The following is a 13120-nucleotide window of genomic DNA, read 5'->3' as shown; positions in this document are numbered from 1 at the left end:
CCTGGTTGCAACTTTGTATCGTCGAAAAGCAATAAAAGCAATGACAATTTTTAAATCAAATTTATTCATTAACAATTAAATTTTATACGCCATGAATGCATTAAGAAACAAAGTACAGTTGATAGGTCATTTAGGAAATGAACCTGAAATCAAAAATTTTGACGGAGGTAAAAAGTTAGCCAATTTTACATTGGCAACTAACGAAATTTACAAAAACGATAAAGGAGAAAAAGTTGAGGAGACCCAATGGCATCGATTAATTGCCTGGGGAAAAACTGCCGAAATTATCGAAAAATACGTTACTAAAGGACGAGAAATTGCCATAGAAGGCAAATTGACTCATCGTACTTATGAAGATAAAAACGGCGAAAAACGTTATGTGACCGAAGTGGTGGTTTCTGATTTACTCTTATTAGGAAAACCATAAGCTGAGATTTGACTAGTTGTTTTTTATGTAAAAAAACAAAAGCCGAGAGTTAAAAAAAATTCCGCAAAGTTGAATGGCTTTGCGGAATTGTATTTTATAGAATAATGTATTTTAAACAGCTTTTTATTGGTTCGGATTTTTATTTAAAACCAGGGTTTTCGTCCTAATTGGTATGTTCTGTAAAATTCATCCTCTGATTTGGTCAAATAGATAATTCCTTCTATAAGTCCTAAAAGACCGGTTAATGCTCCAAAACTGATTAGACTTAGAAAAAGCCAGATGACTCCTTCTTTAGTGTAACCCAACAGAAATTTATGAATTCCCAAAGGCCCCAGAATAATAGCTAATAAACCTGCAGCCAGCCTTTTATTATCTTCTTCAAAAGGTTGTGGTTGATTCCAGTGTTCGTGTTTTGAATTTTCCATAATCATAGTATTTTGCTGATTATCAATCATTAAATTTATGAAATTTTATCTAAATACTAAAATAACACAAGCTGATTTACTTTAATTAAAGTATAAATTCTTGATTTTATCCACAATTACTTGTGCTAATCGCTCGTGACTTTCAAATGTCCAGCCAGCCACATGAGGCGACAATAACACATTATCGGCTTCTAATAAATACTGAAAAGCTTCGGGTGTAGTTTTGTCCTGAAATAAGGTCTCAAAAGACAATTTTTCATATTCTAAAACATCCAGTCCGGCACCTAAAACTTTTCCGGATTGCAAAGCAGCAACCAAATCAGCCGTTACAATGTTTTTCCCCCGAGAGGTGTTAAAAATCCAAAACGGCTTGGCAAAAGCATTTATAAAAGACGCATTAACCATTTTGTCGGTATCGGGAGTCCATGGAATATGTAAACTTAATACATCTGCTTTTTGTTGTAAATCGGCTAAAGAAACCTGCTTTGCATTGGCATCGGCCACATTTTCCTGAATATCATAACAAAGCACTTCGACATCAAAACCTCTGAGTTTTTTAGCAAACCATTTTCCCATATTTCCATAACCAATAATTCCCACGGTTTTTCCGTCTAATTCATGACCGCGATTGCTTTCTCTGTTCCAGTATCCGGAACGTATTTCTCTGTCGGCACGATTTAAATTATTAAAAAGCGACAAAATCATTCCTAAGGTGTGTTCGGCTACTGCATTTCGATTCCCTTCGGGAGCGGCAATTAAACGAATATTTTTAGCAAGAGCATAATCGCAATCGATACTTTCTAATCCGGCTCCTACACGCGCTATAAACTGCAAATTAGTTGCTTTGTCTAAAAAAGTTTTATCAATTTTAAATCGGCTACGAATGACAATTCCATGATAATCCTGAATTTTATTTTCGATTTCTTCTTTTGACGAAGTAAAGTCTTCGTGATTGATAAAACCCAATTGCTGTAATTGGCTCATCATTATTGGGTTATTACTATCTATGTGCAGAATTTTAATATCCATAAGTATTTTTATGTTGAGCTTTCAAAAATACTAAAAAAATAGGGGATTCATTTGTGTCTAAAAATGAGTATCCCGTAGCAACAAAAAACCATTTCTAAATTAAAACTAATTCAGAAATGGCTTGCTGTTGGATGACCCAAACTTAAAGTAGTGTTTTTTACATACGCTCTTTTTTTACTGATACAATTTTTCGTTAATATCTCGCCATCGTTTCGTCTCCGAATAAAAAACGGGAAATCTTGTCGTAAATCATGTTGAATAACTTTTTCATAATAAGGTATATTTAATGTTAGTTTTAACTTAAACCATTGATTAAGAAAAGTCAAGTAGCGATAGACTGGGTTTGCTTCTATAAAATTACATTTATTTTTACTTTTAGAAAAGCAACTAATTAAATATTCGATATAAAGCATTTTTATTAGATAAAATGCTTGATTTTTAGTCATTTGAATTATTTTATTTACAAAAATAGTGTTGAAAATCAATTGTTTAAGATTTTTAATCAAAATTTACAAAAACAAACAGCAAATCAACATTATTGCTATCTTTGTTAAAAATGTATATTTTACATTTAAAATGACAACTACCCAATTTTTATTAAAAATGAACAAGAATCTGAACTTTTTACGGCTGACTTTTCTGTTGGCTTTTATAGTCATTGGAATGACGGCGCATTCGCAAAAACTGAAAAAAAACCAATTTGAAAATCCTTTGGCTTTGCAACGGGCAGATCCGTTTGTAACCAAAACAGCCGATGGGACTTATTATTTTATTGCAACTGCTCCGGAGTACGACCGCATTGAAATACGCAGTTCTAAAACCATTAACGGAATTAAAGAGGCGAAGCCAGTTGTGGTATGGCGTAAACATGATAAAGGGGTTATGGGAAATCATATTTGGGCTCCTGAGTTGCATCGAATTGATGGCAAGTGGTATATTTATTTTGCTGCAGGTTCAGCAGAAGACAAATGGAAAATTCGCATTTATGCTTTATCAAATCCATCAGAAGACCCTACAAAAGGAGAGTGGAAAGAGGAAGGACAGATTGTGACTAAAAAAGATGTGTTTGCTTTAGATGCAACTACTTTTGAGCATAACGGACAACGTTACCTTATTTGGGTAGATAGAGGTCCGGGAAATGTAGTAAACACCAGTTTGTATATTGCAAAAATGACCAGCCCAACTACAGTAGATGAAAAACAGGTGGTAATTAGTCAGCCCGATTACGATTGGGAAATGCACACTTACAAAGTAAATGAAGGACCAGCTGTATTGATTAGAAATGGAAAAGTGTTTTTAACATTCTCTGCTAGTGCAACTGATGCGACTTATTGTTTGGGTTTGCTTTGGGCAAAAGAAGGAGCCGATTTACTCGATCCAGCTTCCTGGAACAAACTTGATAAACCAGTTTTCTTTACCAACGAAAAATTCAAACGCTATGGTCCGGGACACAACAGCTTTACAGTTGCCGAGGATGGAAAAACCGATATCATGATTTACCACGCTCGTGATTATGAAAAAATCAAAGGAGACGCCTTATCAGACCCAAACCGCCACACCCACGCCAGAGTTTTAAAATGGACTAAAGACGGCATGCCTGATTTTGGTCAGGAAATCGATGATAACGATATGGCTTTGAAAACGAAGAAATAATATTTGCCTTTTAGTTAATTACACGAAAAAAGGGCTTCTCAAAATTATCGAGAAGCCCTTTTTGTATTATCTGCAGGAATGAATTACACTCCTTTAATTTTCTTTACTGCCGCCTTAATTCCGCGGATTAATGAAGAACTGAATCCGTGTGATTCCATTTCGCTTAATCCTGTAATGGTGCAACCTTGTGGAGTGGTAACTCTGTCGATTAATTGTTCCGGGTGGATTTGTTCTTCCATCACCATTTCGGCGGCTCCTTTTACAGTTTGTGCCGAAATAGCCAATGCCGTTTTCCAGTCAAATCCGATTTCGATACCTGCCTGCATGGAAGCTCTGATGTAACGCAAAGCAAAAGCAGTTCCGCTGGCAGCTAAAACTGTTGCCGCATCCATTAATTTTTCGTCAATAACCGGTGCTGTTCCTAATTCTTTGAAGATGGTTACTAGTTTTTGACCTTGTTCTGCATGTTTTTCGTTAAAAGAAATACAGGTTGCCGAAGCTCCGTATTGTGCAGCAATGTTGGGCATAATTCGAATAGCCTGATGACCTTCGCCAATTTTATTTTGCAAGGCTTCAATAGATAATCCGCTTACTCCCGATGCAATTATTTTATTCGAAATAACAGGAAGAATTTCTGCTAAAACGGTGTCCACCTGATACGGTTTAATCGTTAAAATAATAACATCAGCCTCCTGAATATTGTGTTTGTTATCTGAAGAAACGCTTACGCCTAATTTTTCTAAATAGAGAATACTGGCTATGTTTCTTCTGGTTACTGTAACCTGGTGTTCACTGGCATTTTTTGCCATTCCTAATGCAATAGCTGCTCCTAAGTTACCTCCTCCAATGATATGTACTTTCATGTTGTTTGTATTTTTTTATCTTCTAAAATATTAAAAACCTAAAATCATTTTGGCAATCGAAAAATAAATCAGGATTCCGCAAATATCATTGCTAGTGGTGATAAACGGCCCTGTTGCCAAAGCAGGGTCAATCCCAAATTTATCCAATAATAAAGGGATAAAAGTCCCTATCAATGAAGCTATTACAATCACCGAAATCAAGGCTGTGGTTACTATAAGTCCCACAATAACTTCTACATTAAGTAAAAAATGACTTCCTATGAATAATATACTGGCCAGAATAATACCGTTGAGTAAACTCAACGAAATTTCTTTTATTAATCGGTTAAACAAAGAGCCGCTCAGAGTGTCATTAGCCAAACCCTGTACAATAATTGCCGAGGATTGAACTCCTACATTTCCTGCCATCGCCGCAATAAGTGGTGTAAAAAAGAAAAGATTGCCATGTTCTAACATCGCTCCTTCAAACAATCCCAAGACTCTTACTGTTATAAAACCACCGAGTAATGCTAAAACTAACCAAGGCAAACGTGCTTTGGTTAACTCCATGATACTGTCATCGGCTTCAACGTCCTGAGAGATACCTGCCGCTAACTGGTAATCCTGGTCGGCTTCGTCCTTAATTACATCTACGATATCATCAATGGTGATTCGTCCTACCAAACGTCCCAATTCGTCCACTACCGGAATGGCCTCTAAATCGTATTTCTGCATGATACGGGCTACTTCAACGTCTTCGGCATCTACGTTGACATAATTCAGCTTTCGGATATAGACATCGCTAATAGCTGTCTTGGTCGAAGTAGTTAATAAATCTTTCAGAGAAAGGCGTCCTTTTAATCGACCTTCGTCATCTACTACATAGATGGAATGCACACGGGAGATGTTTTCGGCCTGAATGCGCATTTCTTTTACACAGGTTAGTACATTCCAATTTTCATTGACCTTTACTAATTCTTTGTGCATGATTCCACCCGCAGTGTCTTCTTTATAACGAAGCAAATCGACAATGTCTTTGGCGTGTTCAACGTCTTGTAATTCCGATATTACTTCGGCTTTAATCTCTTGCGAAAGTTCGGCAATAATATCGGCAGCGTCGTTGGTTTCAAGTTCATCTAGCTCCTCTGCGATTTCTTTTGGCGAAAGCCTACTCAATATATTTTCACGCAAATCATCTTCCAGTTCCAGAAGAATTTCTGCCGTTTTATCACTGTCTAATACCTTAAAGATATAAGTTGCATCGTCAAAATCAAGCTCATCCAGAATTTCGGCAATATCAGCATGGTGAATATCATTCAACAAAGTTTCCAGTTTTAGGTCACTTTTGTTTTGAATGAGTTCCTTTACTTGTTGAATTAATTCCTTGCTGATTTTAAACTCCATCGGCTTCTATTTTTTGGGTAAGTGCTATAAATTCTGCTACGCTAAGTTGTTCCGGACGAAGATCTAATACTTTATCCTCTCTGAGATTATCGGACAAATTTAGAGTTTTTAAACTATTTCGCAAGATTTTCCTGCGTTGCTGAAATGCTGTTTTTACTACAGTAAACAACAATTTTTCGCCACAAGGCAGGCTGTAATCTTCTTTTCTACGCATACGCATCACTCCTGATTTTACCTTGGGAGGCGGATTAAAAACATTTTCGTCAACAGTAAATAAATATTCGGTATCGTAAAAAGCCTGAGCCAGTACCGATAAAATACCGTAAGCTTTACTCCCTTTTTTCTCGCAAATTCGTTCCGCTACTTCTTTTTGGAACATCCCTGAAAATTCAGGAATTTGATCTCTGAATTCCAATACCCTAAAAACAATTTGAGTCGAAATATTATATGGAAAATTCCCGATAATGGCAAATTGCTTATTCTCGAAAACTTCATTGATATTGTATTTCAGGAAATCCTGAGAAATAATTCTACCATGCAATTTTGGATAATTCGCTTCCAAATAAGTCACCGATTCGGTATCAATTTCAATTACGTAAGTATTGATGGGTTTATCCAACATATATTTGGTCAAAACCCCCATTCCCGGTCCTATTTCCAACACATCATCATATCCTTCTAAGCTTAGTGTATCAGCAATATCTTTGGCAATACTCTCGTCTTTTAAAAAATGTTGTCCGAGGTGTTTTTTGGCTTTTACTTTATCCATATTGTTGTTGCGAGTCACGAAGCAATCTCGCCTGTTTTAAGTTTATTTTGCCACGAAGGCACAAAGGCGCTAAGTGTTTTTTTTATATCCAAGGTGTTTTATTTTTGACAGTAACTGTTTCTATAGTATGAATACTCCAAACCAACAATCCTGGTTTTCCTATTTTTAATAATCTTTCATCTGAAATATTATTTTTTACCGCCCAGAGAATCCATTTTTTTACTAAAAAAGCCCAAGAAATCCATCCAAGAATAAATGCAATTAATAAATTTCTTTGTAAAGAGAAATCAGCAAATTCTAACAACCCAAAAAAAGTAAGCCCCATAATTATAATTACAGGTAAATTCACAGTAAGTTGCCCTTTTACTAGAATATCAAAATCGGAAAGTGGTTTATTACTCATTAGATGTTATTTTGTATGTTTTAACTGCAGACTGCAACTGCATTCTGAACACTAAATTAATGTTCCGAAATTACTTGTAACTCAGTTCTAAAAGTCAGCATTTTTTCACCAAAAAGCTTTTGTCCTTCTGCCTGAAGCACTGCATCATCTTCCTGATAGAATTTCTCTAAAGTCGCTAAACTATCTGTGGTAAATTGAGCCGAATAAGTCACTCCTCCCATTTCTTCTTCTACTAAAACACGAACTAATTTAGCATTAGTAAATTTGCCTGTGGCTAGCATTTCAGGAATGTGTTTGTGCTGCATCCAGATCATCCATTGGTCATGAACGCTTTCGTGTATATTAATTGTAATGTTATAAATTATCATTTTAAAAGTATTAAGATTGGAGAGTTAAGTATTTAGACAATAAAAGTCAATCAATATCAAAATCTCTAGTGCAATCTGTTTTCGGTTATATTCTCTATTCTGAAATCTAAAATCTGCTATCTAAAATTTACAGATTTTTATCTCCTCTTAACTCCCTGAATTTCTTTCTGGCTTCGACAAAATAAATACTATCCTGATGATTGAAAATCAACTTTTCGTATAATGGTTTTGCCTTTTCGGGTTCGTTTAACTTCTTGCTATAAATTTCTGCCGAAAAAAACAGCGCTTCATCAATGTAAATTCCATCACTATGATGGTCAATTATCGATTGGTATTGGCTTAAAGCCAAATTATATTCGGCTGTTTTTTCATAAACTTTCCCCAGTCGCAACTGCGTTACTGCTTCGATTTCTTGTCCTTTAAAAGTTTTTAAAACCAACTGGAACTGCGCAATCGCTTCCTGATTCCTATTTTGATACAACAAATAATCGCCTTTGGCAAAAGCCTTCAAAGCCGTCTGTGTCGAATCGGCTACTGTGTTATCATTTATAAGTAAAAAATATTCTAGGGCATCATTAGCAATCAACTGCGTATTTGCCGATTTCAATTCCTTAAACTGTTTTAATGCCCAAGGAAAATCACCTTTAAAATAACTCGTTTTGGCCGCTTTCAAACTCGCTTCATGAGCCACCACATCGTTTTTCAAATCCATTTCAATTTGCGAATAATACAACAACGCCTGATTGAATTTTTCTTCAAAAAGCAAAATATCCGCTAATTCCATTTTGGCCTGAGCCACTTCGTAATCATTGAGCTGCAACTCCAAAGCTTTCTTTACAATCGCTCTTCCCTGCTCCGGTTTTTTCAAATTGAAAGCCACAAAATGCGCCTGAATCAGCTGCAAAGATAAGGTAAAAGGACTTATTTCAAATTGTTTCAGCAAAGCCTCAATTTCCGTATTGATGATTGCGTAATCTTTTTCGGTTGCTTTAGCGATCTTTAATTCCAATAAATACGAATGTGCCTGAACCAACAACCCTAAATCCTTAGTATTTTCAATTACAAAATCCAGTATTTCTTTGGCTACTTCCTGATTTTCTTCTTCAATGGCCAGATTTGCCAAATTCAAAATAGTAGAAAGCGATTCGGGATTGCGTTTGTAGATGGCTTTTTCCTGAATAAAGGCTTTTGAAAACTCTTTTTGTTGGATATAAAACCAACTCAAATAACGACTCCAGAACAAATCCTGACTTTTTTGAACCTTTAAAACCAAAGCTTTTCGCAAAGCATTGCTAAAACTCACATCGGCTTCATCAGTCATAAAACGCGACAATTGATTCTGAATCACAATTGAAGTTTGAGGATTTGCATAGGCTTCGTCCAGAAAGGTGTTAATCATCATTTCGAAATTACCTAATTGTCCGTATAGCAATCCTTGTTGGTAATTGAAATTAAAATTAGGCTGGATTTCAGTAGCGGTTTTATAAGCTTTTAATGCGTATTCTAATTGTACTTTTCGTTCAAAAGAATTAGCAATTCCGTACACTTCATTGGGATTTTTACGGATGCGCTCTATTGCCTCATCATAATAACTTTTGGCTTTAGCATCATTCTTTTGCAGTTGGTAGTTATATCCTAATTCAACTAAAAGACTGCCTTGATTGTATTTTGCGAGACGGTTTTGGATGGCTTTTTCGGCAACATCATATTGTTGCAATTGCTGGTAACAATCTACTGTTCGAAGAAAGTATTGCATGTTTTGAGGGATGTTTTCCAATAATTCCTCATAACTGATTTTGGCTTTTTCAAAATCGCCTTTGTCGTAGTAATACTGTGCTAATTGTTCGTTCTGACCAATCGCAAACAGCGAGAATAACAAAGTGATATAAAGAAAGAGCTTTTTCATAACCGGATAAGGTTTGAAATTAAATTTGAAAAATTTCCTTTTTTCTTTAAACCATTAAGAAATTAAGAACATTAAACTTAATGGTTCTTAATTTCTTAATGGTTGTAGATAATTCTTTCTGTTTTTAAACAGAACTAATTGATAATATCAAATCCGCAATACGGACGTAAAACTTCCGGAATTACAATTCCTTCCGGAGTTTGGTAATTTTCAAGAATTCCCGCAAGTACTCTAGGCAAAGCCAATGAACTTCCGTTTAGAGTGTGTGCCAATTGGTTTTTTCCTTCTTTGTCCTTGAAACGCAATTTCAAACGATTTGCCTGGAAAGTCTCAAAATTAGACACGGAAGAAATTTCTAACCAACGGTCTTGGGCTGTAGAAAACACCTCAAAATCATAGGTCAAAGCCGAAGTGAAACCCATATCGCCACCACAAAGACGCAAAATTCGGTATGGTAATTTCAATTCGTCCAGGATTTCTTTTACATGTTCTACCATTCCGTCTAAAGCCTCATAAGACTTTTCAGGATGTTCGATACGTACAATTTCCACTTTGTCAAATTGGTGCAAACGATTCAATCCACGTACGTGAGCACCATAAGAACCCGCCTCACGACGGAAACATGGCGTGTAAGCTGTAGTTAAAATTGGCAACTCATTTTCGTTTAAGATTACATCTCTAAACAAATTGGTTACCGGAACCTCAGCCGTTGGGATTAAATATAAATTATCGGTTGCATCATGATACATTTGCCCTTCTTTGTCCGGCAATTGCCCTGTTCCATAACCTGAAGCTTCGTTTACCAAATGTGGTACCTGAACTTCATTGTAACCTGCAGCCGTATTCTTGTCCAGGAAATAATTGATTAAGGCACGTTGCAAACGAGCTCCTTTTCCTTTATAAACCGGGAAACCTGCTCCTGTGATTTTATTTCCTAATTCGAAATCGATGATGTCGTATTTTTTTACTAATTCCCAGTGTGGCTGTGCTCCTTCGTGTAAAACAGGCACTTCACCAGCTTCAAAAACGTTTAAATTTTCTTCCGGTGTTTTTCCTTCCGGAACAATATCAGCAGGAAGATTAGGTAATGTATATAGTTTTTCTGTTAACTCAGCAGCAATAGCATCGGCAGTTTCAGCTAATTGTTTGCTTTTTTCTTTATTGCTAACCGTTTTTTCTTTTAAGATGGCTGCTTTAGATTTCTCACCCGCTTTCATCAATTCGCCTATGTCTTTGGACAATTTATTAGATTCAGCTAAAATGTTGTCTAACTCTACTTGCGCAGCACGACGACGCTCATCAAGTTGTACCACTTCTTCCACAACACTTTTGGCATCCAAATTTCTTTTTGCCAAAGCCTTGATCACTTTTTCCTGATTCTCTCTAATAAATGCAATTTGTAACATAGTTTGATTTTTATAACTATTAAATTTCTAATAACGGTAGCAAATTTAAGGAAATGTTTGAGACTTATAAGGCAAACTTTTAAGGAAATGTTTTGTGAAAAGTTATTTTGCAAAGTCCCGCAAAGTGAACATTAAGATTCGCTAAGTTTTATTTCAAAATCCTTTGCGAGCCTTAGTGTGTTTTCCTTTAGAATCTCTGTGAAATTCTATAAATTATCGGGGATGCTGAACATGAAATCACTTCCTTTTCCCGGCTGACTATTGACCCAAATTTGACCGCCATGTTTTTCGACAAAATCCTTACATAGCATCAATCCTAATCCGGTTCCTGTTTCGTCATTGGTTCCTGATGTGGTGTTTCGATTATTTATTGCAAACAGCTGTGCTATTTTATCGGGAGCAATTCCAATGCCGTTGTCTCTGACAGAAAATACAAGCTGACCATTTTCTTTTTTCATCGAAAGTACCACATCGCCGTTGGTATTGGTAAATTTGATAGCATTTGAAATCAGATTTCTAAAAATAGTTTCCAGCATATTCCTGTCGGCTACCAGATGTTGTTTTTCTTCAAATTCAGAACGTATTGAGATGTTTTTGCTTTTGGCAATATTGGACAGCAAACTGATAGTTTTGTCGGTTACGGAATGTATTTCGAGTTCTTTGGGACTGAATTCGATGCTGCCGGTTTGTGATTGTGCCCAGGTTAACAGATTGTCTAATAATGAAAAAGCGCTTTTTGACGATTGATTGATGAGTTGGATAAATTCATTTGTTTCTTTATTGTCTAATTGATTGTCATTTTCCAATAACAATTCTGACAGTCCAATAATTCCGTTAAACGGCCCTCTTAAATCATGTGCAATGATGGAAAAAAATTTGTCTTTGTCGTCTAATAATTTCTTGATTTGTATTTCTTTTTCTTCCTGTAACAAAAGCAAATAACCTACTCCGCTAATCATCATCATTAGAAATATAATCAGGAATATGATTTTTTGTGTGGGATCGACTGAGTACAGCGTTGTTGAGGTTTTAAAAAGCGGGTAAATCGTTCTGAAAACCAATACTACTAACAATATGACGTAATTAAAACCCAGTATTTTTTTAAATAAACTGCTTCGTGCTGCTGTTAAAAATCGTAAAGAGGGCACAATTAATAGTGTGAAAATAACGAAGGATGCCAATGAAACACGGATATTAGCAGGGGCTTCAAACCAAACGGTACTGTAAAAAAGTAAAAGGGTAATGGCAAATAATATAGACTGTATTCGATAGACTTTTTTAGAACTGTCTTTCACCATCATCAACATGGCAACGGATTCAAGATAGTAACTGGTAAAAATCAAAGTATTGGTAATAACAATGTTGATTGGGTTAATGTTAACGGTGTCTGTTCGAAGAAAAAAAGCCAGCCATGCAAAAGCCTGAAAAATTTTAGAACAACCAAATACTAATAAATGTGTTTTGTTATCCTTGCTGAAAAGTGCAAATCGAAAAGTGAAAACTAAAGTGGCTAAAGCAAAATTTCCCCAAAATAATAATCCCATTGTATTGCGAATATCCAATACAAATAATTTCGAAAATTGATTGAGGATCTCCATAAACTATCTACGCCTTCTATTTTTTTAGATTAAGCAAAGTGCTTGTAGTTCAGGCAAAAATAGACTTATTTTGATATGATTTTTAAAAAATGTTACAATTTAAGCATCACTAAGTCAATTTAGTTATTCTCTTTTTATCTCGCGGCCTACAAATTCTTCTAAAGCAGCAAACATTTCGTCAACCGAAAGCACTTCGGTATCGGGATGGGATTTTAAAAAAGCAGCGTTCAGTTCCACCAGATTTTCTTTTCCCGAAATTTCTGGGCTAAAAAATGTGTCGTTGTTTAAAGCGTCTTTAATTGGGTTTATGCCTTCGAGTTTCCCTTTTAAAAATTTAGCCAATTTAACACTGCTCATCAAACGGACTTTTTTAGCCTGTGCCTGAAATAATTCCAAATGTTTTTCGGCACCAATTAACTGCAAACCTTCTTCAATCAGTTCGTTCAGTTCTTTATTCCAGCCCGAATTATACACAAATTGCGCAAAATTTCCCTGACTGTATTGGGTGTAATAATAATCTAAATAATAGCTCATTAAAGCATCTTCGTGAATCAAATCATCATCAATTTTTTCCTCACGCATCAGGTTAATTACCGAAATATTCGAGTTGATGATGTCTTGAGGATTTTCGCTATTGGCTGCGTTTTCTGAAATAATGATTCTTCCGAATTCCATAGATTTTGGGTTTAATTTGCCGTGTTGTTTTTTAAAACTGTAAAGTTAGATTCTTTTTGCAATTTATATAATTCTGATGTTCGGAATAGTTCAATTATTTATTCAAATTTATAGTTTCAGTCTGTGTTCATCTGTAAAATCTGTTTCATCTGTGTTCCAATTATTTTTAGTGACTTTTAATATTAATTTACTTTGTAACTTTGCGGTTCAATCAA

General features: G+C 35.5%; 13 protein-coding genes. 2 read left to right on the top strand and 11 right to left on the bottom strand.

Features of this window, described 5'->3' with window-relative positions; translation table 11 throughout:
• Positions 1-91: 91 nt before the first annotated feature.
• Positions 92-427, top strand: coding sequence for a single-stranded DNA-binding protein (locus tag BIW12_RS05945; RefSeq protein ID WP_071184259.1), 336 nt, complete (start codon positions 92-94; stop codon positions 425-427).
• A gap of 143 nt (positions 428-570) precedes the next feature.
• Here BIW12_RS05945 and BIW12_RS05940 read toward each other — a convergent pair whose 3' ends face one another.
• Positions 571-852: a TM2 domain-containing protein gene (locus tag BIW12_RS05940; protein ID WP_071186174.1), complete on the bottom strand. Its 282-nt coding sequence runs from the start codon at positions 850-852 to the stop codon at positions 571-573.
• A gap of 81 nt (positions 853-933) precedes the next feature.
• On the bottom strand, positions 934-1881 hold the full coding sequence (locus BIW12_RS05935) for a 2-hydroxyacid dehydrogenase (RefSeq protein ID WP_071184258.1): 948 nt from the start codon (positions 1879-1881) through the stop codon (positions 934-936).
• A 603-nt stretch (positions 1882-2484) separates the two neighbouring features.
• Here BIW12_RS05935 and BIW12_RS05925 point away from each other — a divergent pair.
• Positions 2485-3534 (top strand): glycoside hydrolase family 43 protein, encoded by a 1050-nt coding sequence (locus BIW12_RS05925; protein WP_071186173.1) that lies wholly within the window; start codon positions 2485-2487, stop codon positions 3532-3534.
• A gap of 83 nt (positions 3535-3617) precedes the next feature.
• Here BIW12_RS05925 and proC read toward each other — a convergent pair whose 3' ends face one another.
• The 9 genes from proC to BIW12_RS05880 all read right to left on the bottom strand — a co-directional run bounded on the left by proC (position 3618) and on the right by BIW12_RS05880 (position 12905).
• Positions 3618-4397: a pyrroline-5-carboxylate reductase gene (gene proC / locus BIW12_RS05920; RefSeq protein WP_071184256.1), complete on the bottom strand. Its 780-nt coding sequence runs from the start codon at positions 4395-4397 to the stop codon at positions 3618-3620.
• 30 nt (positions 4398-4427) lie between these two features.
• Complete coding sequence (gene mgtE / locus BIW12_RS05915) at positions 4428-5780, bottom strand: magnesium transporter (protein WP_071184255.1); 1353 nt, start codon at positions 5778-5780, stop codon at positions 4428-4430.
• Positions 5770-6549 carry a 16S rRNA (adenine(1518)-N(6)/adenine(1519)-N(6))-dimethyltransferase RsmA gene (gene rsmA / locus BIW12_RS05910; protein WP_071184254.1) on the bottom strand — a complete coding sequence of 260 codons (780 nt, stop codon included), beginning with the start codon at positions 6547-6549 and terminating at the stop codon, positions 5770-5772. Before rsmA ends, mgtE begins: the two co-directional genes overlap by 11 nt.
• A gap of 82 nt (positions 6550-6631) precedes the next feature.
• A complete protein-coding gene (locus tag BIW12_RS05905) occupies positions 6632-6952 on the bottom strand; it encodes a hypothetical protein (RefSeq protein ID WP_071184253.1) in 321 nt (106 codons plus the stop codon).
• Between the two features lie 56 nt (positions 6953-7008).
• A complete protein-coding gene (locus tag BIW12_RS05900; protein WP_071184252.1) occupies positions 7009-7320 on the bottom strand; it encodes a DUF4286 family protein in 312 nt (103 codons plus the stop codon).
• Positions 7321-7447: 127 nt separating this feature from the next.
• The gene (locus BIW12_RS05895; protein WP_071184251.1) at positions 7448-9226 is read right to left on the bottom strand and encodes a tetratricopeptide repeat protein; all 1779 of its coding nucleotides are present in this window, start codon (positions 9224-9226) and stop codon (positions 7448-7450) included.
• Between the two features lie 134 nt (positions 9227-9360).
• Positions 9361-10632 (bottom strand): serine--tRNA ligase, encoded by a 1272-nt coding sequence (serS, locus tag BIW12_RS05890; protein ID WP_071184250.1) that lies wholly within the window; start codon positions 10630-10632, stop codon positions 9361-9363.
• A gap of 206 nt (positions 10633-10838) precedes the next feature.
• Positions 10839-12230 carry a sensor histidine kinase gene (locus BIW12_RS05885; protein ID WP_071184249.1) on the bottom strand — a complete coding sequence of 464 codons (1392 nt, stop codon included), beginning with the start codon at positions 12228-12230 and terminating at the stop codon, positions 10839-10841.
• Positions 12231-12353: 123 nt separating this feature from the next.
• On the bottom strand, positions 12354-12905 hold the full coding sequence (locus BIW12_RS05880; protein ID WP_071184248.1) for a DMP19 family protein: 552 nt from the start codon (positions 12903-12905) through the stop codon (positions 12354-12356).
• Positions 12906-13120: the final 215 nt, after the last annotated feature.

It is taken from the genome of Flavobacterium commune (assembly GCF_001857965.1).
Taxonomy (GTDB): domain Bacteria; phylum Bacteroidota; class Bacteroidia; order Flavobacteriales; family Flavobacteriaceae; genus Flavobacterium; species Flavobacterium commune.
This window is presented reverse-complemented; position numbering and strand designations above follow the sequence as displayed.

Coding starts and splice junctions, on each gene's coding strand:
- BIW12_RS05945 (WP_071184259.1), top strand. CDS start 92: ATGAATGCATTAAGAAACAAAGTACAGTTGATAGGTCATTTAGGAAAT.
- BIW12_RS05940 (WP_071186174.1), bottom strand. CDS start 852: ATGGAAAATTCAAAACACGAACACTGGAATCAACCACAACCTTTTGAA.
- BIW12_RS05935 (WP_071184258.1), bottom strand. CDS start 1,881: ATGGATATTAAAATTCTGCACATAGATAGTAATAACCCAATAATGATG.
- BIW12_RS05925 (WP_071186173.1), top strand. CDS start 2,485: ATGAACAAGAATCTGAACTTTTTACGGCTGACTTTTCTGTTGGCTTTT.
- proC (WP_071184256.1), bottom strand. CDS start 4,397: ATGAAAGTACATATCATTGGAGGAGGTAACTTAGGAGCAGCTATTGCA.
- mgtE (WP_071184255.1), bottom strand. CDS start 5,780: ATGGAGTTTAAAATCAGCAAGGAATTAATTCAACAAGTAAAGGAACTC.
- rsmA (WP_071184254.1), bottom strand. CDS start 6,549: ATGGATAAAGTAAAAGCCAAAAAACACCTCGGACAACATTTTTTAAAA.
- BIW12_RS05905 (WP_071184253.1), bottom strand. CDS start 6,952: ATGAGTAATAAACCACTTTCCGATTTTGATATTCTAGTAAAAGGGCAA.
- BIW12_RS05900 (WP_071184252.1), bottom strand. CDS start 7,320: ATGATAATTTATAACATTACAATTAATATACACGAAAGCGTTCATGAC.
- BIW12_RS05895 (WP_071184251.1), bottom strand. CDS start 9,226: ATGAAAAAGCTCTTTCTTTATATCACTTTGTTATTCTCGCTGTTTGCG.
- serS (WP_071184250.1), bottom strand. CDS start 10,632: ATGTTACAAATTGCATTTATTAGAGAGAATCAGGAAAAAGTGATCAAG.
- BIW12_RS05885 (WP_071184249.1), bottom strand. CDS start 12,230: ATGGAGATCCTCAATCAATTTTCGAAATTATTTGTATTGGATATTCGC.
- BIW12_RS05880 (WP_071184248.1), bottom strand. CDS start 12,905: ATGGAATTCGGAAGAATCATTATTTCAGAAAACGCAGCCAATAGCGAA.